The following is a 25,696-nucleotide window of genomic DNA, read 5'->3' on the forward strand; positions in this document are numbered from 1 at the left end:
AATATCCGGGAAGCACAGGAATATGCTGGCTTACCGGATATTCGGGGCTCAGCCCATGCGGTGCAGTGCGCAGACTTTGTTGCCAGAGGGATCGCGCAGGTAGGCGAGGTACAGATTGCCGGCAGGGGTCTCGCGCACGCCGGGCGGATCTTCACATTCGGTGCCGCCATTGGCCAGTCCAGCGACATGCCAGGCGTCGGCTGCGGCGGGGCTGTCCGCAGCAAAGCCGATGGTGGAGCCATTGCCGTGGGACGCCGGCTCATTGTTGAGCGGCTTGGTAAGCGCAAAAACGCCGGTGGGGGTAAAGTAGAAACAGCGGCCTTTTGCGTCCATTACGCCAGGCTTATGGCCCATGGCGCCGAGAACGGCATCGTAGAAGGCCTTGGATGCTTCGACATCGTTTGCGCCAATCATGATATGACTGAACATGGAGTATCTCCTGTTTGATAATGACGATTGGAGGATTTTTGTAGCAGCTACCCCCGCCGTCGGGATTGGCGGGATAGCTGCAATTGGCCTGTTGGCCACACGGGTCGAAATTATCTGCCCGTAGGATTCTGCCGTAAATTCTGAGTGGCTTCGTGGGTATGGTGAGGGATCTTGGCCGTTTTGGCTATGTTAATTGCGGCGGCCATAGCCTGTGCAGCAGTTAAAATTGATAGCCAAAGTGCAGGCCAATAGCAACGCCATCCTTATAGTCACTTCTCACATTATCTTTGTAATAGCTTTTCCCGATATTGGCGCCTGTCAGAAATCCGGATTGGTTCGTGCCGCTGAAATAGTAAGTGTAAGTTCCAAACAGAGAGGTTTCATACCCGTCCTTTTTTTCGGTGGATTCCTCTAGCCCGAAGTAGCCTGCCGGATAATAAAGTCCTTCCCCATTTATAGTCCGGGTTCTAAATGCGAATCCAAGTGCATGATTCTCATTCATTGCACGTTCCCAGCCCAGGGTCAGGCCATAGCTTTCCGGTTCATCTTTTCGGAAAAGATCGGCGCGGCCGGCACCGATATAGAATTTGTCCAGCTCTCCGCTAAGGGAGTAATTCAAGCCTAAAATTCCACCGTATCGTGTACCGAGACCTACACCAAATTGTGAGTCGGTGGTCGCAAAAGCGCAGACTGGGAAAAGAGCAAAGATGGCAACCAGTAATTTCATAAATGCAAAACGTCCTTGAGTGATTTCGCAGTGTATGACTAATTGCCGGTGAGTTTGTTATGGCCTTTAGGAAACTTTCCTAAAAATAATTTTTTTATGGGAACTATTGTGACTTTTAAGCCTTTTGCCGGGGTTGTATCCTGGGCGGGTAGAAAAATATTGCAGCAAGAGGCCCAGTGGTGCGGTGCCGCCCTCCGACAAATAGTGCCGGAGGGCGCTCATAGCGGAAAAAATCAGGCTTTTGCAGGTATCGCTGCCACAACCCTCAGGAAGTAATCCCAGAAATTCGCCACACTCTGGATATGCACCCGCTCTTCTGGTGAGTGCGCGCGGCGGATGGTGGGGCCGAAGGAGACCATGTCCCAGTTGGGGTAGGGCTTGGCCAGCAGGCCGCATTCGAGGCCGGCGTGGATCACTTTCACTTCGGGCTCTTTGCCTTCCATTTCCAGGTAGACGTCTTTCATCAGTGCCAGCAGCGGCGACTGCATATTTGGGGTCCAGCCCGGGTAGGCATTGTCCAGGCTTGCCTGCGCACCGGCCAGCTGGAACGCGGCGGCCACATTGAGGCCGTGCTCATCGCGGGCAGTATCGGAGAGACTGCGTACCAGGCACTGGATACGCACGCGGCTGTTGCCGTTCTCGGTTTCGGTGACGACACGGGCCAGGTTGTTGGAAGTATCGGCGATGCCCTCGAGCGCGGTGCTCATGCGCTCCACGCCATTGGGGCAGCAACGGATGATGCGGATCAGTTTCAGCTGCGCGTCCGCGTCCATGACTGTCGCCGGCGCGTCAGATGGCTCCAGTGCGATATCCAGTTTGGCTTCGTTATCCAGTTCGGTTTTGATCACGGCAATCGCCTGTTGCGCGATATCCTGCAGCTGGGCGGTTTTGTCGGCGGGTACGGTGATGACACTGAACGACTCGCGCGGAATGGCGTTGCGCAGGCTGCCGCCATCGAGGCTGGCGATGCGCAATTCGGGAATCTGTTGCAGTGCGGCGTCGATGATGCGGTTGGCGATCTTGTTGGCGTTGCCGCGGCCCTTGTCGATATCGAGACCGGAGTGACCACCGCGCAGGCCGCGCACGCTCAGTTTGAATGCCTGATGCCCGGCGGGAACCGGCTCTGCGGTGTAGGGCAGGGAAGCGTTCACGTCCACGCCGCCAGCACAGCCCACATAGAGTTCTCCCTCGTCTTCGGTGTCGAGGTTCAGCAGCAGGTCGGCTTCGAAGTGGCCCGGCTGCAGGTTCTTGGCGCCGGTCATGCCAGCCTCCTCGTCGATGGTCAGCAGGGCTTCCAGGGCGGGGTGCGGGATATCGGTAGATTCCATCAGTGCGAGAATCGCGGCCACACCAATGCCGTTATCGGCGCCGAGGGTGGTGCCTTCGGCGGTCACCCAATCACCATCGATATAAGGCTTGATGGAGTCGGTGAGAAAGTCGTGCTCTGTGTCGGCATTCTTCTGCGGCACCATGTCCACGTGGCTCTGCATCGCCAGGGTCTTGCGGTCTTCCATGCCCGGGGTAGCCGGCTTCTTGATGATGACGTTGCCGATCTGGTCCAGTTTGACGTCGAGGCCGCGTTTTTTGGCAAAATCGACGATATAGGCCACTACCTGGTCTTCGTGTTTGGACGGGCGCGGGATCTCGCACAGCTTGGCAAAGTGCTTCCACAGGGGCGCGGGGGTGAGGTCAGCGATGGTCGACATGGGATTTCCTTATATTTGGGCCCGGGGGTTATCACCGCGTTCCGGGTTGGGCCGAAAAAAGCCGCGGTGCTTGTGACGCCGCGGCTGGAACTATGTGTTTGAAATTGCGCTAATGAAATTGTAGTGGCGGAATTACTCGGCAGCGTTATCAGCCTGCTCATCCGCGGCAGCGGTCTGGTTTTCGTCCGGAGTGTCGGTCACCAGCTCAAGGGCGATGCGGCGCTTTTCAATATCCACCGCACTTACTTTCACCTGAACCTCCTGGTCCAGCTGGAAGCGCTCTTCACCGCGAGTGATCCGCAGGCGCTTGCCATCAAATTCAAACGGGTTCTTTTTACCGTTGAAGCGTACAAAACCGTTGATACCGTTTTCTTCCAAACGCACACCGATGCCGGCGCCATTTACCAGCGTGATCTTGCCGGTGAACGCTTCGCCCACTTTGCCTTCCAGGTACTGGCAATACAGCCACTGCTGTAGTGCGCGGTCCGCCTGACGGCCGGTGGCCACGCTCTGATGCAGGGCTTCGCCCTGTTCGTCGTTGAGTGACGGAAGCTCGCTGCCGGCTTGGGCGGCACGCAGGGCGCGGTGGTTGTGCAGGTCATTGAACTTGCGGATAGGGGAGGTGACGGTGGCGTAGTGCGCCAGACCGAGACCAAGGTGCGGGGCCGCCTTGTTGGACAGTTCGCCCGGGCGCAGCATGCGCTTGAGCACCGCCAGCACGTTTTTCATTTCCGCGTCTGCGTGGCTTTCGAGTTCTTTCACCAGCTTCAGGTATACATCCTGCTGGTGCAGATCCTGCTCGGCGTATTCGGGCAGTGCATCTTTCAGCAGCGCGCGAATTTCCGCCATGCGCTCGTCGCGGAAACCCAGGTGAATCGAGAAGCAGCCGGCACCCAGTTCGGCGAGCTTTTCGCCGGCGCAGATGTTGGCCGCGAGCATGGCTTCTTCCACCATGCGCTGGGCCGCGGTGCGCTCCAGCTTTTCAATGCGCTCGATCTTGCGTTGGTCATTCAGGATCAGCTCATAGTCCGGGCGATCTTCCATCATTAGGGAGTGGCCGGCGCGGTAGCCGACACGGGCTTTGCTCAGGGCGTCGAGCAGACGCAGGCTCTGCTGCTGGTCCGCGGGCACCGCGCTGTCATCGCCTTCAATAAAGCGCGCCACCTGGTTGTAACTCAGTTTGTGCTGGGAGCGGATGGCGACGAATTCGTATTCGCAGCCATTGAGGGCGCCGTCGCTGCCGATGGCAATATGCAGTACCAGCGCCGGGCGCAGCTCGCCCGCCAGCAGCGAGAAGCTGTTTTCGCACAGATTCGCCGGCAGCATCGGCAGGGTTTCACCGGTCAGGTAGACGCTGTTGGCGCGCTGGCGCGCTTCCTTGTCGAGGGGCGAACCCGATTCGATCAGGCTTGAAGGGTCCGCCACGGCGATGTGCAGGGTCCAACCGTTGTCCGCAGCGGTGACGGCGAGGGCGTCGTCCATATCCCGGGTGGTCTCGGCATCGATGGTGACAAAGCCCAAATCGGACAGATCCTTGCGCTCGGCGCACAGTGCTTCCAGTTTCGCCGGAATGGCCTCCGCCTGCTCGAGGGCGGCCTGGCTGAACTGGTTCGGCAGCCGGTGCTGGGCAACGATAAACGCGTGTTCGATACCGGCCATGTCCGGCTTGCCGATGACGCATTCCACTTTCGCCTGGGACTTGCCGTCCTTGAAGGGGTGGCGATTGATGGAGCAGGCGATGAACTCACCCGGCTGCGCCTTGCCGCGCGCTTTGGGCGGCAGGAAGATCCAGCGCGACAGGCCCGGTTCACTGGGCTGGATAAAGTGGCCCTGGCCCCGCTGGATATATTGCCCCACCAGGTAGGTAAGGCTGGATTCGATCAGCTGGTCGAGCTCGGCGGTGAGCTTCCCCTGTTCCTCTTCCGTCAGGCTTATGCGCACCCGGTCGCCGGGGAAAACCCGGTCCATTTCCGTCGGTGGCAGGAATGCCTCGCGGCCATCGTCCAGCACCACAAACCCGAACTTGCCGCTGCTGCCGCGCACACGTCCCTCGGCAAACTCCTTGGAAGAGCGGATTTCGGTTTTGAGCTGGGTCAGCTGTTTGAGGGCGTCGGCATTCAGCATGGAGGCTTCTCTGGTGGTTACTCGGTTGGCTTCTCTGCATGGAGGAAGGTCTGTTTGGGCGCGGATTCTACCAGACGGAGGATTACAGGCCAGTTGGGTGGGGGATACATTGCAGTATGTTTAGTGACCGTTTGGCGGTGATCATTACCTTGGGTTGATTCATCCTAAAAAACCACGATATGTGGGATGTGGTTGATACCAATCGGTCTGTTAGAGCAAAGAACGCAATGCCTGTACGGTGCTGGAGGCTATATTCTTAGGGGCCTAGAATAAAGCGCGGTTGCGGATAAAGCTGACAAAATCGGCCGAGTCTGGCGCCGTTGTAAAACCGGCCTCCGGAGAGGATAGAAATGAGCATATTTTCCCACCCCGCATACGATAATCACGAAGAAGTGGCCTTTTACCACGACGCCAAAAGCGGCCTGAAGGCCATTATTGCCGTCCACAACACCAATCTCGGCCCCGCCCTCGGCGGCTGCCGCATGTGGCCCTATGCGGATGATTCGGAAGCCCTGAAGGACGTACTGCGTCTGTCCCGCGGCATGACCTACAAATCCGCCATGGCCGGCCTGAAGCTGGGCGGTGGCAAGTCCGTGATCATCGGCGATCCGCGCAAGCAGAAGACTCCGGAACTGCTGCGTGCCATGGGTGACTTCCTCAATACCCTGGGCGGTAAATACATCACCGCCGAAGATTCCGGCACCAGCGTGGCGGACATGAAAGTCATCGGCGAGCGCAGCCAGTTCGTTTCCGGTGTGATCCCGGGCCAGGAACACGGTGGCGACCCGTCTCCATCTACCGCCTACGGCGTATTCGTGGGTCTCAAGGCTGCGGTTGCACACCGCTGGGGCCGCACCGACCTGAACGGCCTGAAGGTATCCATTCAGGGCGTGGGCAATGTGGGCTTCCGCCTCGCCAAGCTGCTGAAAGACGCCGGTGCGGAGCTGTACGTTACCGACATTTTCCAGGACAACATCGATCGTGCGGTCAACGAGCTGGGCGCGACCGCTGTGGGTGCCGACGAAATTTTCGATCTGGATGTGGATCTGTTTGCCCCCTGTGCGCTGGGCGCAATCCTCAACGACAACACCATCAGCCGCCTGAAAGTGGGCGCCATCGCCGGCGCCGCCAACAACCAGCTGGCGGAAGAGCGCCACGCGCAGGTGCTGAAAGACAAGGGCATCCTGTATGCGCCAGACTACGTGATCAATGCCGGTGGCATCATCGACGTCTATTACCAGAAGATCGGCCAGGAACAGGGCGAATACAACGCCGAGCAAGTGAAGGCGCACATCGAAACCATCGGCACCACCATGCAGGAAGTTTTCCAGCGCGCCGATGAAACCGGTGAAACCACCGCACACGTGGCCGACCGTATTGCCGAAGAGCGCTTTGGCCACAAGGATGCACTGAACAAGGCGGATTCCGCCGCTGCTTAAGCCGATTCGCACAGGGTAACCTGTGCGTTATCCGCAAGTTCTCCCTGACGACAATTCGTCTCTCTGTGAAGTAATTTTCGGGCGCTACGGCGCCCGTTTTTTCGCCTACACTTTTACCCGCTTGCCCCATTTGCCGGCGCTTCTGACCTGGGGAATTTCCCCCGACTATCCTTCAGTCTGAGAGCTGTCTTTGCATTGCCTTTGCAGTCTCTGCCCGGCCGCGTGCAATTTTGCCGAGAGCAACTGAAAAATCAGGATAGGTGACAATGGATATGCGAACTGCCCTGTGGCCCGCTGGCCTGTTAGCCGTGTTTCTTGTGGGCAGCGTGGCCGGTTGCGACCGGCAGCAGGAAACAACCGGTGCGGACCAGAAGGTGCACAAGGCACTCAGCGTCGACAAGGAAGCCGCGGCCAGCAGCAAGGCGGCGGCCAGTGGCAATGATGCATTTGTGGAACCGCCGAAAATTGAGTTGCCTTACCATAAGGAAGTGCTCGACAACGGGCTCACCGTCATTGTTCACGAAGACCCCAAGGCGCCAGTGGTGGCGATCAATATCTGGTACAAGGTGGGCTCCAAGGATGAGACCCGCGGCAAAACCGGATTCGCTCACCTGTTTGAGCACCTGATGTTCAACGGCTCGGAAAACTTCCCCGGCGAATACTTCGAGCCGTTCCAGCGCTCCGGCGCCACCGATATGAACGGCACCACCAACAACGACCGCACGAATTATTTTGAAACCGTCCCCAAAGGCGCGCTGGATATGGCGCTGTGGATGGAGTCGGACCGCATGGGGCATTTCAAGGGCGCCATCAGCCAGGAAAAACTCGACGAGCAGCGTGGCGTGGTAAAGAACGAAAAACGCCAGGGTGAAAATGCGCCTTACGGTCAGGCATTTGATTTGATTGCCACCAATACCTTCCCCTCGGACCATCCGTATTCCTGGACCACGATCGGCTCAATGGAAGACCTGGACAACGCCAGTCTCGACGACGTCAAACAGTGGTTTTCCGATTACTACCAGCCCGCCAATGCAATTCTGGCCATCGCCGGTGATATCACGGTCGAAGAGGCGATGAAAAAGGCCCGACAGTATTTCGGTGCCATTCCCAGCACCTCGGTGCCGCGGGAGCTGAAAAACTGGGAGCTGCCAAACCAGGTCAACAAGCGCCTGGAAGTCACCGATCAGGTACCCCAGGCGCGAATTTACAAAGTATGGAATGTGCCGGCGATAGGCAGTGACGAGGAAAATGCGCTGGATTTGCTCACGTCCCTGCTGGCGAATCGAAAAAATTCCCTGCTGTACCGCCGCCTGGTGCGGGATGAAAAGGTGGCCACCAGCGTCAGCGCCTTTTATTACGGCCGCCAGCTGGCGGGACAGTTGATTTTGATGGTGGATGTGAAGCCCGGGCAGTCGGTGGAAAAGGTCGAGAAGTTGCTCGACAAGGAGTTGCGGGAGTTCGCCCGTACCGGTGTCAGCGTGGAAGAGCTGAAGCGTATCAAGCAGAGTGAGTTCGCCAGTCTGGTTAAGGGGCTGGAAAAAATTGGAGGCTTCGGCGGCAAGACCGATATTCTCGCCAGTTCCGAGTTCTATTACGAAGACCCCAGCGCACTGGTGAAAGGGCTTGAGGATTACGCCAGGGTCTCCGCCAACGATGTGCAAAACGTGGCACAGAAGTGGCTGAAGCCCGAGCACTTCACGCTGGTGATACAACCGAAGGACAAATACGCGGTTGCCGACGAAGATGTGGACCGCAGCAAACTGCCGGCGATAGACAAAACCGTAGAACTCGAGCTCCCCCAACAGCAGACCTTCACCCTGGATAATGGTCTCAAGGTGGTGCTGGCGGAGCGTCACGATACTCCCGTTGTTCTCATGAGCCTGCAGTATCGCAGTGGTGCATCCGCCGATGGCGACAAGCCGGGCCTCGCATCCGTGGTGGCGCGAATGCTGAGTGAGGGCGCGGGCAAATATGACAGCCTGGCGTTCAGTGCCCGTCAGGAAGAATTGGGTGCGAGTATCGGTGCCGGCAGCGGCCTCGATTACAACACCTTGAGTTTCAGTGCGCTGAAATCCCAGCTTGAGCCCTCCCTGGAGCTGTTCCGCGACGTTATCTCCAGTCCATTGTTCCCGGAAGACGACCTGGCCAGGGTCAAATCCAACTGGCTGGATTCCATTCGTCAGGAAGAGGCCCAACCCCAGGGACTGGCGATGCGAAAGTTGCCTCCATTGCTGTTTGGCAAGGATCATCCCTACGGTGCGCCCCTGACAGGTTCCGGAACGCCCGAGGCAATCGAGTCGATTACCCGCGACGACCTGTTGAATTTCCATCAGACCTGGTTGCGCCCGGATAACGCTCAGCTCACCGTGGTGGGGGATGTCGCCAAGGATGAGCTCCAGAAGCTGTTAAACCATACGCTGGGTGATTGGCGTGCACCAAGAGATCCTGTGCCGCAACTGAATATCCCACAGGTTAGCCGACCGGAAAAACCGCGTATCTACCTGCTCGACCGCCCGGGCGCGCAACAGAGTTTCATCATGGCGGGACTGGTGATGCCGGAGTGGACGCCGGAAAAGGCCGAGGCCTTTGATGCAATGGCATCCGCCATCGCCGGTAAATTTACATCGCGTATCAACATGAACTTGCGTGAAGAAAAACACTGGTCGTACGGTGCGCGCGCGGTCTCCCTGGATACGGAGGCGCAGCGCCCCTACATCGTGTTTGCCCCCGTGCAGACCGACAAGACCGCGCAGGCCATGCAGGAATTGCTGAAAGAGTACAGGGCCTATCTGAGTACGCGCCCGATTGAGGAAGTGGAGCTCAAGGACTACCAGGACGACGAGGTGCTGAAGCAGAGTGCGCTGTTCCAGACCAAGGGGCAGTTGCTTTCCAGCATCGCCTGGCAGGTGGAAAAAGGGTTGCCGCCGGAATATATCGCAGACTATCCGCAGCGGGTCAGCGCACTGACCAAGGAACAGGTGGCGGCGGCGGCCAAGGAATACCTGGCGCCGGAGCAGTTTACCTGGATGGTGGTTGGTGACCTGAGCAAGATCCAGAAGGATATCGAGGCACTGGGTATCGGTCAGGTGGAAGTCATTCCCACCACAGAATAGCTTTGGCGAAACTTCACGAAAGCCCGGTTGCGAAAGCGCCGGGCTTTTTTTATATCGTGAAAATGCGCTACATTGATCGCGCTTTTTTGAGGTCGACAGCGATGTTGTGATCAATATGTAAAAAGCAGCATAAAAATGGGCGGCTGAAATCGCAGCCCACTAAGATCCGGGGGGCACAGTGATTACTCATTTAGCAAAATCGTATTTTGTAACGCGCGGTTTCGGCAGTCTGTTGGCGGGGGCCGTTCTCGCCTGGTCGTCAGCTACCAGTGCGGAGAATATCGCGCTACACGCCGGCTGGCTGTTCGATAGCGAGCGCGGCCGTCTGCACGAAAAGCGCACGGTGCATATCGTCGATGACCGGGTGGAATCCGTTGAGCGCGGCTTTACCAAGCGCGACGGTGAGCGTGTGATCGATTTGAGTGCATTTACCGTGCTGCCGGGCCTGATGGATATGCATACCCACCTCGCCTTTGAATACGGCCCGCGTACCTATGTTGAAACCTTTACCTGGAATCCGGCCGATTACACCTTGCGCGCGGTCAATACCGCCGAGCGCACCCTGATGGCCGGGTTTACCACCGTACGGGATCTGGGGGACCGGGAAAATGTTACCTTGAGCCTGCGCAATGCCATCAACCGCGGCGACATTGTCGGCCCGAGGGTGTATACCGCCGGCAAGTCCATTGCCACCACCGGTGGCCATGCGGACCCCACCAATGGCTTTCGCCAGGACCTGATGGGCAGCCCCGGTCCCGCCGATGGTGTGATTAACGGCGTTGCCAGTGCCCGCGAGGCGGTGCGCCAGCGCTACAAAGACGGTGCGGACCTGATCAAGATCACTGCCACCGGCGGTGTGCTGAGTGTGGCCAAGAGCGGCCAGAATCCACAATTCATGCAGGATGAGCTGGAAGCGATCATGGCGACTGCGAAGGACTACGGGTTTACCGTGGCAGTCCACGCCCACGGTAAGGAAGGTATGGAGCGGGCAATCCGCGCCGGAGTGGATTCCGTCGAGCACGGCACCTATATGGATGAGGAGACCATGGCGCTGATGCTGGAGCACGGCACCTGGTATGTGCCCACGTTGATGGCGGGGGACTGGGTCACCCAGAAGGCGGCAGTGGAAGGATTTTTCCCGGACATGGTGCGCACCAAGGCAGCGAAAATCGGCCCTCTTATCCAGGATACGTTTTATCGCGCCCACCGGAAGGGAGTGAAAATCGCCTTCGGTACCGATACCGGTGTCAGTCGTCACGGGGACAATGCGAAAGAGTTTGCCCTGATGGTGCAGGGCGGCATGAGCCCCGCCGACGCTATTCGTTCAGCCACCTTGAACGCCGCGCAACTGTTGAAAGTGGAAGATCAACTGGGAAGTATTGCCGCGGGTAAGTGGGCGGACATGATCGCGGTGGTTGGCAATCCGCTGGAGGACATTACCGCGTTGGAGCGGGTGCGGTTTGTGATGAAGGGCGGGGAAGTTTACAAGCAGCCGGAATAGCGCTGCACTTAAATTTGTGGCGGAGGCGCTACCCTGTATCCGGTAGCGCCGCCGTCACCGCCAAGTTAAATGGCCTGATTTAGTAACTCAGATTTTATTTCGCGAGCTCAAACACCAGTTCCAGATTCACCGAAACCGAAGTCTCTCCTACCGCAATCGGCGTGCTGGCACTGTCTTTGGCGGAAGCCATTTCCGCACGCATCATCGGCCGCGGCATACCACCGTGGCTGCCTTCAGAAATACTCACGATTCTCAGTACCTTGGTGCCGAGGGAATCCGCATAGGATTTCGCGCGCGCCTGTGCCTGTTTCAGGGCTTTTTCACGGGCTTCGGCCAGCAGCGGTTCCGGCTCGCCGATGGAGAAGCTGGGGCCGTGGATCTGATTGGCGCCTGCGGCGGTGAGGAGATCGATCACCTTGCTCAGTTCATCCAGCTTGCGCACGGTAATACTGACGGTGTTGTGGGCCTGGTAACCGAGAAGCTGGCGTTCGCGATTGGGTTGATAGTCATAGCGGGGCATCAGGTTAATGCCGCTGGTTTGTACGTCTTTGTCGTCGATGCCGGCTTTCTTGATGGCCTTCATCAGTTTGTCCATCTGCTCGGCATTGGCCTGCATGGCCGCGCTGCTTTCACTCGCTTCGGTGACAACGCCGGCGGAAATATTGGCGATGTCCGGGGCCTGGCTGGCCTCACCCTGTGAAGAGATGGAGATCAGCGTGCCGGACGGGCGCTTGCCGGCATCACTGCCACAGCCGGTTGCGAATACGACGAGACCTGCAAGCAGGCCGGCGGAAAACAGTTTCAGGGTCTTTTGCATGGCGAATCCTTTTATTGCCAGTAACACTTCATTGACGATGCATATTGTTGCGCCTGAAAGATGAATCTCAGGTGAACAGGCGCGCGAAGGTTTCTTCTTGCGGGTGGTAAAGCGCAAAACCCAGTCGCAACAACTGTTGGCGGCGATCACAAAGCACATTTTTTTGCCGCAGTTCTTCCTGCAACTTTTCTGCATTTTCCGCACTGCCGCAGCGAAAAGTGAAGAAATGTCCGTGGCCATTTTCCAGATCGTGGGCGATAAGGTTGTCGCGGTTCAGCAGCGGGTGCTGTGCGTCGGCCATGGCTGCGAGAAACCGTTGCTGACTGGCCAGCACATAGTTATGGATACTGGTTACCGAAATACCTTCACTCTCGTACAGGTCGAGGACGGCGAGGGCCTTGTATAGCGGGGAAAAGTCAATGGTGGCGCCGGCGAAGCGCAGCCAGTCATTGCCAAACCCCACACCTTCCGTGCGATTCTCCAGCTCCGCCATTTCCGCAAACCAGCCGGTGTTAAGGGGGCGCAGCTCGCAATTGCGCGGAATGGTCATAAAACACATGCCTTCGCCGGCGCCCAGGTATTTGTAGGAACCCGCGGTGTAGAAGACCTTGTCGGCGATAGCGGACAGATCTGTGGGGCGCGCAAAGAAGGCATGGTAGCCGTCGATCACCATCTGGGTGGTGTCGGGCTTGCGCGCGGCCAGCTCCAGCAGGCCCGGGAAGGCCACGCCGGAGTCAAAAAACACCTGGCTGGCGTAGGCCAGCTGGTAGCGACCGCTCTGTAATTCCTGCTCAAAGCGCTGGGGCAGGGTGGCGAAGGGTTGCGTGGCCACACGCACCACTTCCACATTGGGAAGCTCTTCCAGGCGCAGCAGCTGGCGGGCAAAACTGTAGAATTCGCCATCGGTGGTGAGAATTCGCAGGGGCCTGGTCAGGTCAAAGGCGCTGATCAGCCGGTACACCAGCTCGTGGGTGTTGGGGGCAAGTGCAATCTGCTGCGGGGCAGGGTGATTCAGGGCGTGGGCAATACCGCGCTGGAAGGCTGGTATCTTTTCACCGAAAATTTTCTCCCACTTGCTGTCGGCCATCTGCGCGGCGTCCTGCCAGTAGGCGTTGACGGCATCCAGGGTGACATCTGGCCAGTAGTGGTGGGAGTGGCATGCCATGTGCAGAACTGGCAGGTCGCAAGAGTCTGAGGCTGCTTTTTGGGCGGCCTGTAAAAAATGTCGATAGTATTTTTGGTACATTTCGCGCTGGTAACTTTTTGTCTGGTGACTAAAGTAGTCACCTTGTTGATGTATCGGGATTGTAATCCCACAAAGGAGGCGTTGCAGTGGAATATTTGCACACAATGGTGCGAGTCACCGATCTCGAAAAATCTCTGGAATTTTATTGCGACAAGCTGGGTCTGTACGAGGTTAGCCGCAATGATTACGAGAAAGGCCGCTTTTCTCTGATATTTCTCGCCGCCCCGGGCGATGCCGAATCCGCCAATGGCGAGAAGCGACCCTGCCTGGAGCTGACCTACAACTGGGATCCGGAAACCTATAGTGGGGGCCGCAACTTCGGTCACCTGGCCTATCGCGTCGACAATATCTATGAAACCTGTCAGCGCCTGAGGGACATGGGTGTGACCATCAACCGCCCGCCGCGGGATGGCTACATGGCCTTTGTGCGGTCGCCGGACAATATTTCCATCGAGTTGTTGCAGAAAGGCGAACCACTCGAGCCCCAGGAACCCTGGGCCTCTATGCAAAATACCGGCGAATGGTAATCGGACCCGGCAGATAAGCAGATAAACCTAGGTGAAGTGGCGACAGTGAAGAAGCAAAGAAGCTGTGTGATCCTGGCGGGTGCGAATGCCGCGCGCCGGGTAAAAGACGAGGGATTGCGCCCGGAGATGATCTCTACGCTGGTAGGGGCGTCTGGCGGGCCAAAGTGGCTGGTGATCAGCCAACTGGACCGGGTGCTGATCGGTGAATTTTTCCGCGATCGCAGTGCACCTATCGCGACGCTCGGCTCGTCCATCGGCAGTTTCCGCAACATGTGTTATGCCACCTCCAACCCCATCGCAGCACTGGAAACGCTGGAATACGGCTACGTAAACCAGACCTATGACAGTGCGCGTCCGACACCGGCAGAGATTACCGCTGCCGGCGAACGGATACTGCGTGAGGTTCTGGGCCACAGCGGGGCCGAAGAGGTGGCCAGCAACCCGGTGTGGCGCAGCCACTTCGTTACCGTGCGCGGCCGCGGGCCTCTGGCGAGTGAAAATAAAGCCCTGCTGGCACCGGCGCTGCTGGCATCGGCGCTGGCCAACGCGGTGAGTCGCCGCAGTCTGCGCGCCTTCTGGGACAGGGTGGTATTCCATACCGGCGACAGCCCCGCGGTCACTTTCCGCAATCTGTCCACGGTCAATACGCCGCTGAATCCGGAAAACGTCTGCCCGGCGGTGCTGGCCTCAGGTTCTATTCCGCTGGTTATGGCCGGCGTACCCACCCCGGCGGGAGCGCCAGCGGGCAATTACCGCGACGGCGGCATTACCGATTACCACTTCGACCTGGGCTTTGAGCACCCGGACGGTCTGGTGCTGTACCCGCATTTCTTCCCCTATATGGTGCCCGGCTGGTTCGACAAGAGTTTCCGCTGGCGCTGGGTACGCGGTGGGGCCATGCAGGATGTCATCCTGGTGGCGCCGTCACCCGCCTGGGTGGCAAAACTGCCTTACGGCAAGATCCCGGACCGGGATGACTTTGTGAAGCTCACCACCGAGGAGCGCCTGCGCTACTGGAATGCGGTGACCGAGGCGGGCAAACAGGTTGCGGAGGATTTCTACGAATTGTGGCAAACTGGCGCCATTACCGACGAACTCATAGAAGTCGGTGGTAAACAGGCGCCACACAAACTGGCGCTGGCGATGTCCGCCTGAACGGCTAAGCGGTTCCGGCGGATTTCCTTTAACTGAATCCTTTGACGCGGGACCGCAAGTGATGGACGCCGAATTTATCGAGCCGCAGGAAGATTTTCGTACTACCCAGGAGCGGGTGTACTTTCAGGTGCGCGACGCCTTGTTGCGGGGCCAGTTTCTGCCCGGGAAGGCCATCACCATCCGCGGGTTGGCGGAGCAGTTGAACTGCAGCCCGATGCCGGTGCGCGAGGCGCTGCGCCGCCTCACCTCCGAACGGGCATTGGAGCTTTCCGATACCCGTCGGGTTACCGTTCCCAGCATGACCCGGGAAAGGCTGGATGAAATCTGTGCAGCTCGGGTGGCGCTGGAATGCCAGGCGGCGGCCCAGGCGCTGCCTTTCGTCGGCGTGGACGAGGTAGCGACCTTGCGGGCGTTGGATGACCGGGTTACCGCGGCGCTGAAGAAAAATGACATCCAGGAATACGTGACCGGCAACCTGGACTTTCACTTCACCCTGTATCGCCTCGGTCGCCCGCATATCATCCTGTCGCTGATCGAGAGCCTGTGGCTGCAGACCGCGCCACTGCAGCATCTGGTGTTTCAGCGCTTCGGTGTACAGGAGTTGCCGGATCGTCACCAGGATTTGATTGAAGCCATCGCACAAAAAGATGAGCAGCGGGTGCGTACCGCCATTCGCCAGGATATCGAAGAAGGCCTGGGTTCCATTTCTGCAGAAGAGTTGTTGCCGACCTGATGTTCAGTTACCTCCATATTTTTTTACATATTCTCGTTCCGGTGGCGATTGCCTGGTTTTTCTTCCGCAGTGAGTGGAAGAAGGCTGCACTGTTTATGCTGGCCGCCAACCTGGTGGACCTGGATCATCTGCTTGCTAACCCGATTTACGATCCGGGTCGCTGCAGTATCAACTTCCACCCGTTGCACACAATGTTCCCCATCTCGTTTTATGGCGCCATGATGTTTTTGCCGTGGAAGCCGGTGCGCTGGCTGGGTATCGGCCTGATTACCCATATGCTGCTGGATGCTGTTGACTGCGCCATCTAACCCGGTAGTTCACTAGACTGTTCTGTTTTTTCCGGAACTTGTCTGTTTTTTCCCTTATCGCGCCAGATCGATTCTTGCCTGGCGCGTATTGGGTACCTTTGAGTGGCAACAATAATAACGACCACTCAAGGAGCTCATCATGGGGATCAAGCCCACACTCTTTTTTTTAATCGCCGTATTTAGCCACTCTGCTCTTGCCTGTATTTCAGGTGAGAGTGAATCCAACGACGCCGAATCCGATGCCGATGGTCCTGTTTGTTCGGCGACGCCAATAGCCGGCAGAATCGACAGTCGGCGTGACCAGGACTGGTATTACTTCATTGTCGACTCTCCCGCTGATCTCACCATTTCCCTGAGTCACAGCAGTAGCAACGATTTCGATTGGCACCTTTACGATGTATCCCGGAAACTGTACAGCGCAGAAACTGGCGGTACTCCGGAGGAGGCAACGGTCAGTGTAAATGGCGATGGTCTCTACACGTTGAAAGTCACCCGTTACAGCGGGCGTGGCGACTATACCCTGACCGTAGACGGGGTTCCTGGCGACGGCAGTGGCGGTGGCAGCGGTAGTGGCAACTGCGGATTGGGGGTGCGCCCGACGAAGCCCGGTGGTCTCACAAGTTCCCTGGTGGGAAATGCAGCGGACCTGTGTGTGAACCAGAGTGGTGGCGGTTTGCTGGTGATGGGTGGTGGCACTGATGTTGATGCTGCGTTTACCCGCAGGGTGGCACCGTTGATTGGTGGCGGCGATGTAGTGGTATTGCGCACAAGCGGAACTGACGCCTACAACGATTATCTCCTGGAGCTTTTGAATGCCGACTCCGTGGAGACCCTGATCGTCGACCGTATCCAGTATGCCAACGATGAATATGTAGCCTGGGCAGTGCGCTCTGCGGAATTCATCTGGATTGCGGGTGGTGATCAGTCGGATTACCTCAATCAGTGGCAGGGCACCGCGTTACAGCAGGCGCTGGATGAAGTAATCGGCAGAGGTGGTGTGCTGGGTGGTACATCCGCTGGTGCCGCTGTGCAGTCTGAATATATTTACGATCCGGACGGTGTGCTTGGTGCTTATTCTTCGGAAGCGGTCAGCGATCTGTGTCATGAGTACATCAACATTTCCACGAATTTCCTCACTACCGCAGCCATGCAGTCTGTGATCGTGGATACGCATTTTACCCAGCGCGACCGGATGGGACGCCTGATGGCGTTTATGGCCGGGCTGCCTGGCGGGATTGCCGGCATTGGCGTGGACGAGGCAACCTCCATTTTCTTTACCCCCGATGGCAACGGCGTCGTGGATGGAAGCGGTAATGCGTACGTCTTGCGAGAGGATGCGCAGACATCCAGAACCCTGGCGCAGTGTGGTCAGCCGGTGGTGTATGAGGATGTGCTGCGCTACAAGCTGGGAGAGTTTGACCAATACAACATACTCACCGGTTCCAGCAGTGTTTCGCCCAAACGCATAGGAATAGACGGCCGTTCAACGAATTTCTATATCAATCAGCCGTATCAGTAATTCCGCTTCACATGCAGTGCCGGCCAAAAATACTTTTGGCCGGCAAGTCCGTAAGGCCCCGGAGGAAAATGCTCTTTACGGGAGCTTTTACTTTCTGGCGTTTTCATCCTGCGGGCTTGAATAAAACGCTGTTTCCCGTTGGTGGATGGCAGATAATTCGGTTTAAATCCGCCGCCAGCGCCGACAAGCGTGCGGCTCAAGAAACGCTTTACATTATTTTTTCTCAGTGATAAAAATTGCGTGAAGTTTGCTAGATAACAAATTTAATCAGCCAACTGAGAAACCAACGCAAGCGCCATGACAAAAAGCAAAGTGAATTTCATTGCTGCCATCGAGCGCTGCTCTTCCGACTACCACCTCAGTGAGTGGTTTGACGAGTAGCTTTCCCGCCTCGGCTTAGCCGGGCGCTCGACGCTCCGAGCGTGCTGTCGAGCACAGGGAAGCTATACGTCGGATTCCTTCCGTATCGTTTGCTCTCCATAACTTACAGAACTGCCGTGTGACCTGAGTTTTCAGGCGCTGTCGCGATGCTATTGCTTTGCCCCCATCAGTGGGTTGCGCGTAGTTCTGACTCTCGCCCGGCTTTCCGTCATCGGGGTACCTAGTACCTATGAATTTTTGACAAACACAAGAACTGCCGGAATCACAACCAGGGCGCGACGCCCGGAGGGGAATTACCGTGAATAATAAGAAACAGCATCACAGAACAGGTCTATACAAGGCGATCCAACTGGCACTCGGCTGCTCGCTAGTCAGTATTGGCTCCATCGCCCAGGAAATACCGGCTGACAGCACGGTCGAGGAAGTTGTTGTCACCGGTACCCATATCAAAGGGTTGGACACCGAGGGCGCGGTGCAGGTGGTGCAGATCAATCGCGACGATATCGAGGCGTCCGGTGCAACTTCACCGATCGAAATCTTGCAGCAGTTGACTCAGACCGGCGGCGGCAGCGGTACCTTTTCTACCGCTACCGGCGGGCCGCTCTCCAGCAATACGCCGGTGGGTGCCGCCGGTGTCTCACTGCGCGGTCTGGGTGCCAGCTCCACGCTGGTGCTGGTTAATGGTCGCCGCGTGTCCGTCAGCTCTTTCGCCAAAGGGCAGGAGTCTTTTGTCGATGTAAATTCCATTCCGCTGTCCGCCATTGAGCGTGTGGAAGTATTGCCGAGCGGTGCTGCAGCGACCTACGGTGCAGATGCAGTAGCCGGTGTGGTGAACTTCGTACTGCGCGATGATTTTGAAGGCAGTGAAATTACCCTGACCCATGGAAATTCCACCGCGGGCACCGATGAAGGTAAATACAACCTTAACTGGGTTTGGGGAAAATCCGGTGAGCGCAGCCACTCCATGGTGGTGGTGGATCTGTTCTCTCGCAATGCCATGTATGACCGCGATCGCAAGTTGACCGCCAATTCCGTGCGTCCGAGCCAGCAGGGCGTTTATCCGAGTTTCAATGACGACTTTTTTCTATATGGAAGTGGTCAGAGTTTTGACCAAACCGAGTCCGGTGCGGACGGGTGCCCTGCAGATCAGTTTGGATTTGGAAGACTGGGTGAGTATTGCGAGTTCAATACCAACGCCGTGCAGGCGACGCAGGATGAATATGAGAGTGCCAGTGTCGTCGCTACCTTCGATTACGAAATTTCTGACAAGCTGGAGTGGTTCAACAATCTGATGTTGCAAACCAACAGTTCCCGCGGCACGGCCTCTCCGGCGAATTTCAGCTATGTGCCTGTGGATCCAGAAAGTCCCCTTTGGCCGGCAGAGCTGGTTCAGGATATTGTCGACACGGCTGTGGAGCATGAACTACAAGGATTTTCCCCTTCTGATTTCACCGATTTTTACGGCTATCCGATCTTTGCCTGGGGCAAGTTTCCCGATCCCCGCGCGGTAGAAGTGGAAAGCTCCTCCGTGCGATTCCTGAGCGGCTTGCGCGGAGAGTTGGGTGGCTGGAGTTGGGAAGCCGCACTGAATATCGGCCGCAGCGAGTCCGAGCAACGCGGCGTTTCCGGCCTGTATAAATCCGACGCATTCATGAATGCCCTGGTTGGTAACCTCTGCTCCGATGGGTCGGTGGTGGATCGCTGGGATGTGAATTTGCAGTCGCCGAGCAGAACAAGCTACGGTGCCGGCGAAACCTGCGAAGACCTGGGGAAAACCACGGCCTGGTACAACCCGTTCAACGGTCAGGCAGAGCAAGTGGATGCGATCAATCAGTTTGTGCGTACCGATGCCAAGCGCAGCGGCGAATCCAGTCTCTACGCCGTCGATGGCAATATCTCTGGCTCCTGGATCGAGCTGCCCGCCGGCGCAATCCAGGTGGCGTTTGGTGGTGAGTTCCGGCGCGAATCCGTGGTGGACACCCCCTCCGGCGATGCGATTTCCACCACTCTGAATCCTGAGCCGATTCTCGGTTTCAGTTCCACCTCCGCCGACGCCGCCCGCAACCAGTGGGCGGTATATATGGAACAGATGATTCCGCTCGCGGCCAATACCGAGTTGCAAGTGGCACTGCGTCACGACTACTACGACAGCTTCGGTGGGGACACCAACCCGAAGGTGGCGCTGCGCCATGCCTTTAACGACGCCATCATTTTCCGCAGCAACTGGTCTACCTCTTTCCGCGCGCCTTCGCTGGCGCAGGTGGGTGCTGGCACGCTGCTCTCCAGCTATACCGTCGACTGCAGTGTGACGCCGGCGGCGTGCGACGGCTTTGCCGATGAAGACGGTGAAGCACTGCTGTCGGAAGAGGTGAGTAACGATGATCTCAAGCCGGAAACCGCCACTACCTGGGGCGCGGGTTTCCTGCTGAAGCCGACTGAAGATACTGAAATCAGCATCGACTACTGGAATATCGAACACGAAAACCTGATCGGTGTGGAAGAAGATGATTTTATCCTGCGTGCACTTTCCGGCGATTTCCCGATCGTGGGAGAGGGCGAACTGGCCACCGGTCAGCCGGGTTTGGAGGTGGCTGGCGGCTTTGTAGTGGATGCTCACTTCCAGCTGTCCAACCTCGGTTGGCAGAAAACCAGTGGCGTCGATATGGCGTTCACCCAGTATTTCGAGACCGAAAACTGGGGCAGTTTCCGCTTTACCCTGGATGGCACCTACATGTCGAAGTTCGACAAGTTGCCATCTGCTGCGCGCGGTATTGTGAGTGAGGCCGGTGAATATACCTATCCGCGCTGGTTGGCTAACAGTTCCCTGCGCTGGCGCATGCAAGACTGGTCCACCACGCTTTCCGCCCGGTATACCCATAGTTATCACGATGATCCTAGCCCGCGTGTACTGGATGCAATTCAGGAACCGGGTGCTGAGTACTTCCTTTCCCGGGTCAAATTCGACAAAGACGGCGGTGTGGAAGTGGACAAGTGGCTGGTATTCGACCTGAGCGTCAATCGCGACTTCAGCAATGGCAGCTGGCTCAGCCTGCGGGTCAACAACCTGCTGGACGAAGAGCCGCCGTTGGTACTCGGTACCAGTGCCAACGTGGATCACTTCAACCACAACTCAATGGGTCGTTTTTACACCTTGAGCTACGGCCACGCGTTCTGATCGGCGTCTCACAGGACCTGATCCCGGCAGGTGCGCAGTTTGCACCTGTCGACCCTTTTCCATTAACTGCGGTGTTATTTCATGCAGACCAGTGAAGCAGATTCCCACGGCGCGGCGGAGCAATCCCTCAGCAAGAAAACCTGGGCAATGCCGGATACCTATCTGATATTGCTGATGGTGGCCATGATTGCTTTTGCGCTCAATTTCGTCATTCCCGCCGGAACTTATGAAACCGTCACCAGTGTGGTTAACGGTGCGGAGCGCAGTGTGATAGATCCGCACAGCTACCAGCAGGTATCCGACCAGCCTTCCGGAATGGCACTGTTCGCAGAAGGTGGCGATATCGGGTTGCTGAATTTTGCGTTTGAAGGGATGGTTTCTGGCACTAAGTGGGGGGCATCCATTGGGGTCTTCGCCTTCATCTTGCTAACGGGCGGTGCGTTTGGGCTGATTTTTGCCAGTGGCTCAGTGGAGCGCGGACTGTTTCAGGTGATCGCGCGCAACCGGCAAGCGGGGCACCTGTACCTGGCCACGTTGTGTTTTCTATTTTCCCTGGGTGGCGCGGTGTTTGGGATGGGCGAGGAGGTGATCCCGTTTACCCTGATTCTGGTGCCGCTGCTGGTATCCATGGGGTACGACAGCATCACCGCACTGCTGGTGACCTATGTGGCTACGCAGGTCGGTTTCGCCACCTCCTGGATGAATCCCTTTGGGGTAAGTATTGCCCAGGGCATCGCCGGAGTACCGGTAATGTCGGGCAGTGGTCCGCGCATGCTGCTGTGGCTGCTCGCCACCGTCGGGCTTGCGATCTACACCATGATCTACGCGCGCCGCATCCAGCGTCGTCCGACACTTTCCCTCGCCTACCAGTCCGACCGGGTTTTCCGCGATCAGGCACAGTCCGCCGCTGCGCTCAAAACCATGGCGCGTGGCGATGGCTGGGTGCTGCTACTTTTCTGCGCCGGTATTGCCTGGATGATCTGGGGTGTGGTGGAGCGGAATTACTTTCTGCCGGAAATCGCCGCCCAGTTCTTCAGCATGGGAATCGCAATAGCCGCGGTGGCGATGGCGTTTGGATTGAACGGCCTGACCCCCAACAAGGCCGCCGCGGCGTTCAGGGAGGGCGCCCAGCAGCTGTTGCCAGCGGCAATGGTGGTGGCGTTTGCCAAGGGCATCGTCATGCTGCTTGGCGGGGATGACCCGCAGGGCGCCAGTATCCTCAATACCATTTTGCATACCGCCGGCAATGGCCTGGCGGATGTTTCCGGTGCGGTCTCTGCCTGGTTCATGCTGTTGTTCCAGACCGTATTCAATTTTTTCATCACCTCCGGTTCCGGCCAGGCGGCATTGACCATGCCAATCATGGCGCCTTTGTCCGATGTGGTTGGGGTATCGCGGCAGACCGCGGTGCTTGCATTCCAGTTGGGTGATGGCTTTAGCAACATCATCGTGCCCACGTCTGCTTCGTTGATGGGATGTCTCGGTGCGGCGCGCTTGGACTGGGGGGTATGGCTCCGGTTTGTATTGCCCGTGCAGGGAATGCTGTTTCTGTTTGCGTCCGTAGCGGTGCTGATCGCTGCGATGTCTGGATTCTGATAATTCAAACTTTATATATGTCTCAAATTACATTGATTAAAAATGCGGAGGTTTTTGCCCCGCGAAGTCTTGGCCGCTGTGATGTTTTGGTGGCGGGTGATCGGGTAGCAAAAATCGACCAGAACATTGATCTTCCGGAAAGTCTTGGTCAAACCGTCGATGCGGACGGCGCCTGGCTGATACCCGGCCTGGTGGATTCCCTGGTGCATATCAGTGGCGGCGGTGGCGAGGGTGGCTTTGGTTCGCGCACGCCGGAGCTGGATGTCAGGGACGCGGTGAGTGCCGGCGTCACTACTGTTGTTGGTGCCCTGGGTACAGATGCGACGACGCGAACGCTCAATGAGCTTTTTGGCAAAGCCAAGGCGCTGGAAGCCCAGGGAATTACCAGCTTCATACAGACGGGTTCCTATCAAGTCCCCGTCAATACCCTGACCGGCAGTGTGCGGAGCGATGTCATGCTGGTGGATAACATCATCGGCGTTGGCGAGCTGGCAATCTCCGATCACCGGTCATCCCATCCCTCGCGGGAGGAGTTGATTCGCATCGCCGCGGATGCCCGTGTTGCCGGGTTGTTGAGTGGCAAGGGCGGCGTGGTCTCGGTTCATGTAGGTGATGGCCCAGGGCGCCTGTCGCCCCTGTTTGATGTGGTCGAACATTCGGAAATTCCCATCACGCAGTTCTATCCCACGCACATGAACCGCCATGAGTCCCTGCTGACGCATGGGGTGGCGTTCACGCGCGCCGGTGGTTTTATTGATTTTACGACCTCAACTACTGAGGAAATTCTTGCCAGTGGCGAATTACGTGCAAGCTGCGCGCTCAAGCTGGCACTGGAGCAGGGGGCTTCGATAAATCAGATTACATTCTCGTCCGACGCGCAGGGTTCGCTGACAAATTTCTGTGAGCAAGGGGAGCTTCAGGATCTGGAGGTGGGCGCCATCGCCAGTCTGTTTGATGAATTCCGGCGGGCCGTCCAGGACGAGGGGGTGGAGCTTTCTCAGGCACTACAAGTGGTCACCCGCAATCCCGCGCGCGCGCTCGGACTCAAAGGCAAGGGCCAGATAGTGACCGGTCGCGATGCGGACCTGATTCTGGTCGATCGAGAACGCTTCCAGATTACTCACGTTATGGCGCGCGGTCGCTGGCAGATGTTTGACCGCCATGTTCGCACAGCGCGACTTTTCGGCTAAACCAGTAGGTTGGATCATGACACAGCAAGATCGGCATCTGTTTGAGGAATCGCTGGCACTGATGCGGAACAACCTCTCTGAACCGCTTCAGGCCGGCGAGCTTGCCGCTTACCTCGGAATCACGCCCAAGAAGCTGGAGCGATTGTTCCGCCGATTTACTGGCGAATTACCCGCGCGGTTTTATCGCACCCTCAGGTTGGAACAGGCGCGCGCGTTGTTGCACGACAGCGGACTTGGTATTGACGAGATCGGACAGCGCTGCGGGTTCAGTTCCGCTTCCCATTTCAGTCGCTGTTTTCGCGACTTTTGTGGGCATAGCCCAAGGCAAGAACGCAAGCTGAGAGAGTTGCATATTCCGCTACGGAACAACCTCTCCGGCGCTTTCGAACAAGAACTTTTTGGAGTGGAGCGAGGTTTATGAAAACAAATATTGCCGTTGGTGTAATTCTGGGCCTGCTCACCGTTTTCATAACCGCTTGCGGCGGTGAAAAAACTGCCGCGAATGATTTGGAGAGGCCGGGCAGCCTGTTGATCGTTGGCGGTGCGTTGCGCAGCGATAATTCGGCGGTTTACCAGGCATTTATCGATGCAATTCCAAGGCAATTCCCCAATGTGGCCATTGTGCCGGTTGCATCCGGGCGACCAGCACATTACGCAGAACAGTTTTCCGAGGATCTTCGTCACTATGGCTTTGCTGGAGACATTCGCGTACTGCCGATTGCGGTCCTCGATGATTCTTCTACCGGGGCCGTCGATGAAAGTCGGTGGGAGGCTGGTGGCAGAGACCCGGCGGTGGCGGACAGCCTCGGTGACGTCGGTGGCATCTGGTTTGTGGGTGGAGATCAGACACGTATTACCGGTGCGCTGTTTGCAAACGGGGAAGTCGACACTCCGGTATTGGAGGCGATTCGCCGGCAATTGTCGCGCGGCGCGGTGGTCGGCGGCACCAGTGCCGGCGCTGCCATTATGAGTCGCACCATGATTGCCGCTGGCGACTCACTCAGCGCACTCACTATGCCCGTTGCGGACCAGTACGTCGGTATGGAAACCCTGGAATCCGGGCAATTGATGCTGGCTACAGGGCTGGGGTTTCTTCCTGAGGGTATCGTGGATCAGCACTTCGACCGAAAGGCCCGTCTGGGGCGCCTGGTGAGGGCCCTTGGGCTGATGGAGGATCCGGCTGACCGTATTGGTTTTGGTGTGGACGAGGATACCGCGCTGCTGGTGGATCTGGTCGATGCCGACATAACGGTATTGGGTGCAGGGAATCTGGTAGTCGCAGATGGCCGCTTGGCACAGTTTAGCGGGGGAGGGCAGGCATTCGCTGCGCAGGGGGTGCAGCTCTCAGTATTGAGTGCCGGCGACCGTTATAACTGGCGCACCGGTAATTTCGAACTTTCCGGAAGTGAAACACAGCAGAATGAAGCCTTTGGTTATGGGGTTGTCCAGGGCGCAGGTATTGCACTTGGCAATCAGCGTCTCGATGAATTGTTGGGGTTTTCGCTGTTGGATAATGAAAAAGCCCGCGAAGTACGCCGCTTCAGCTTCGATAGTGACTCGGGAAAAGGCGTTCTCTTTCATTTCCGCCAGACCGAAAGCAGTCGCGGTTTCTGGCGTTACCGGTCCGGTACCAAGGATCAGTACTCCATCGTGGGGGTAGAACTCGACATTGCCCCGGTTTCAGTGACTATCGCCCCCCGCCCATAAGAGCAGACTTGCTGGTCACCTGGTTTCCTTTTTCTCGGCCGATAAGTTCCCGAATTTTCCACTCCGAAGCGCGAACGGTGGTGGCGTCCCGCTGACTATATTGTTTCTTGATGTTTTGCCGGGGTAGGCTGGATGCCTGCCCGAGGCCAGAAACTGGCTTGCGTCGTTATAAAGGTTGCAAGTTCGTGATGGAGTAGTGGGAGCGCTCTGCGGGAGGTGGTTGCACTCTCATAGCGGGTCACTCTAGAATGTGATCACATTTTGGTGTGCCCGCCTCTGCGAGTGTGTGGGCGCATAGTAGGA

20 protein-coding genes are annotated in these 25,696 nt (G+C 57.5%); 14 read left to right on the forward strand and 6 right to left on the reverse strand.

Going from position 1 to position 25,696, the window contains the following annotated elements:
* Positions 1 to 48 precede the first annotated feature (48 nt).
* From VIL80_RS07435 to VIL80_RS07450, 4 genes are all read right to left on the reverse strand, one after another.
* A complete protein-coding gene (locus VIL80_RS07435) occupies positions 49 to 429 on the reverse strand; it encodes a VOC family protein (RefSeq protein ID WP_332035489.1) in 381 nt (126 codons plus the stop codon).
* Positions 430 to 649: 220 nt separating this feature from the next.
* Entirely contained in the window at positions 650 to 1,156 is a 507-nt protein-coding gene (locus tag VIL80_RS07440; RefSeq protein ID WP_332035490.1) for a hypothetical protein, read from the reverse strand.
* Between the two features lie 233 nt (positions 1,157 to 1,389).
* Entirely contained in the window at positions 1,390 to 2,862 is a 1,473-nt protein-coding gene (locus VIL80_RS07445) for an aminoacyl-histidine dipeptidase (RefSeq protein ID WP_332035491.1), read from the reverse strand.
* A gap of 132 nt (positions 2,863 to 2,994) precedes the next feature.
* Positions 2,995 to 4,986, reverse strand: a complete 1,992-nt coding sequence (locus VIL80_RS07450) for a VacB/RNase II family 3'-5' exoribonuclease (protein ID WP_332035492.1) — start codon at positions 4,984 to 4,986, stop codon at positions 2,995 to 2,997.
* 350 nt (positions 4,987 to 5,336) lie between these two features.
* On the opposite strand from VIL80_RS07450, the gene VIL80_RS07455 reads away from it, so the two are divergent.
* The 3 genes from VIL80_RS07455 (at position 5,337) to VIL80_RS07465 (ending at position 11,039) form a co-directional block, all read left to right on the forward strand.
* Positions 5,337 to 6,425 (forward strand): Glu/Leu/Phe/Val dehydrogenase dimerization domain-containing protein, encoded by a 1,089-nt coding sequence (locus tag VIL80_RS07455; RefSeq protein WP_332035493.1) that lies wholly within the window; start codon positions 5,337 to 5,339, stop codon positions 6,423 to 6,425.
* Positions 6,426 to 6,691: 266 nt separating this feature from the next.
* On the forward strand, positions 6,692 to 9,538 hold the full coding sequence (locus tag VIL80_RS07460) for a M16 family metallopeptidase (protein WP_332035494.1): 2,847 nt from the start codon (positions 6,692 to 6,694) through the stop codon (positions 9,536 to 9,538).
* Between the two features lie 232 nt (positions 9,539 to 9,770).
* Positions 9,771 to 11,039, forward strand: a complete 1,269-nt coding sequence (locus VIL80_RS07465) for a metal-dependent hydrolase family protein (RefSeq protein ID WP_332035495.1) — start codon at positions 9,771 to 9,773, stop codon at positions 11,037 to 11,039.
* Between the two features lie 94 nt (positions 11,040 to 11,133).
* Here VIL80_RS07465 and VIL80_RS07470 read toward each other — a convergent pair whose 3' ends face one another.
* Together VIL80_RS07470 and VIL80_RS07475 are read right to left on the reverse strand one after the other, a co-directional pair.
* Positions 11,134 to 11,856, reverse strand: a complete 723-nt coding sequence (locus tag VIL80_RS07470) for an SIMPL domain-containing protein (protein WP_332035496.1) — start codon at positions 11,854 to 11,856, stop codon at positions 11,134 to 11,136.
* A 67-nt stretch (positions 11,857 to 11,923) separates the two neighbouring features.
* Positions 11,924 to 13,021, reverse strand: a complete 1,098-nt coding sequence (locus VIL80_RS07475; RefSeq protein WP_332035497.1) for a hypothetical protein — start codon at positions 13,019 to 13,021, stop codon at positions 11,924 to 11,926.
* Between the two features lie 167 nt (positions 13,022 to 13,188).
* Between VIL80_RS07475 and VIL80_RS07480 the strand changes: the two genes are divergently transcribed.
* The 11 genes from VIL80_RS07480 to VIL80_RS07530 all read left to right on the forward strand — a co-directional run bounded on the left by VIL80_RS07480 (position 13,189) and on the right by VIL80_RS07530 (position 25,393).
* Positions 13,189 to 13,629 carry a VOC family protein gene (locus VIL80_RS07480; protein ID WP_332035498.1) on the forward strand — a complete coding sequence of 147 codons (441 nt, stop codon included), beginning with the start codon at positions 13,189 to 13,191 and terminating at the stop codon, positions 13,627 to 13,629.
* A gap of 45 nt (positions 13,630 to 13,674) precedes the next feature.
* Positions 13,675 to 14,784 carry a hypothetical protein gene (locus tag VIL80_RS07485; protein ID WP_332035499.1) on the forward strand — a complete coding sequence of 370 codons (1,110 nt, stop codon included), beginning with the start codon at positions 13,675 to 13,677 and terminating at the stop codon, positions 14,782 to 14,784.
* A gap of 61 nt (positions 14,785 to 14,845) precedes the next feature.
* Positions 14,846 to 15,517, forward strand: coding sequence for a GntR family transcriptional regulator (locus tag VIL80_RS07490; RefSeq protein ID WP_332035500.1), 672 nt, complete (start codon positions 14,846 to 14,848; stop codon positions 15,515 to 15,517).
* Positions 15,517 to 15,825 (forward strand): DUF6122 family protein, encoded by a 309-nt coding sequence (locus VIL80_RS07495; protein WP_332035501.1) that lies wholly within the window; start codon positions 15,517 to 15,519, stop codon positions 15,823 to 15,825. Before VIL80_RS07490 ends, VIL80_RS07495 begins: the two co-directional genes overlap by 1 nt.
* Positions 15,826 to 15,964: 139 nt before the next feature.
* Positions 15,965 to 17,344 carry a cyanophycinase gene (locus tag VIL80_RS07500; protein WP_332035502.1) on the forward strand — a complete coding sequence of 460 codons (1,380 nt, stop codon included), beginning with the start codon at positions 15,965 to 15,967 and terminating at the stop codon, positions 17,342 to 17,344.
* Between the two features lie 68 nt (positions 17,345 to 17,412).
* On the forward strand, positions 17,413 to 17,574 hold the full coding sequence (locus VIL80_RS07505; protein ID WP_332035503.1) for a hypothetical protein: 162 nt from the start codon (positions 17,413 to 17,415) through the stop codon (positions 17,572 to 17,574).
* A 449-nt stretch (positions 17,575 to 18,023) separates the two neighbouring features.
* A complete protein-coding gene (locus VIL80_RS07510; protein WP_332035504.1) occupies positions 18,024 to 20,900 on the forward strand; it encodes a TonB-dependent receptor plug domain-containing protein in 2,877 nt (958 codons plus the stop codon).
* An 81-nt stretch (positions 20,901 to 20,981) separates the two neighbouring features.
* The gene (gene yfcC, locus VIL80_RS07515) at positions 20,982 to 22,496 is read left to right on the forward strand and encodes a putative basic amino acid antiporter YfcC (protein ID WP_332035505.1); all 1,515 of its coding nucleotides are present in this window, start codon (positions 20,982 to 20,984) and stop codon (positions 22,494 to 22,496) included.
* Positions 22,497 to 22,513: 17 nt separating this feature from the next.
* The gene (gene iadA / locus VIL80_RS07520; protein ID WP_332035543.1) at positions 22,514 to 23,686 is read left to right on the forward strand and encodes a beta-aspartyl-peptidase; all 1,173 of its coding nucleotides are present in this window, start codon (positions 22,514 to 22,516) and stop codon (positions 23,684 to 23,686) included.
* Positions 23,687 to 23,702: 16 nt separating this feature from the next.
* Positions 23,703 to 24,107 carry a helix-turn-helix domain-containing protein gene (locus VIL80_RS07525; RefSeq protein ID WP_332035506.1) on the forward strand — a complete coding sequence of 135 codons (405 nt, stop codon included), beginning with the start codon at positions 23,703 to 23,705 and terminating at the stop codon, positions 24,105 to 24,107.
* Positions 24,104 to 25,393: a cyanophycinase gene (locus VIL80_RS07530; RefSeq protein WP_332035507.1), complete on the forward strand. Its 1,290-nt coding sequence runs from the start codon at positions 24,104 to 24,106 to the stop codon at positions 25,391 to 25,393. The genes VIL80_RS07525 and VIL80_RS07530 overlap by 4 nt, the downstream gene beginning before the upstream one ends.
* Positions 25,394 to 25,696 lie beyond the last annotated feature (303 nt).

Source organism: Microbulbifer sp., from assembly GCF_036563125.1.
GTDB lineage: Bacteria > Pseudomonadota > Gammaproteobacteria > Pseudomonadales > Cellvibrionaceae > Microbulbifer.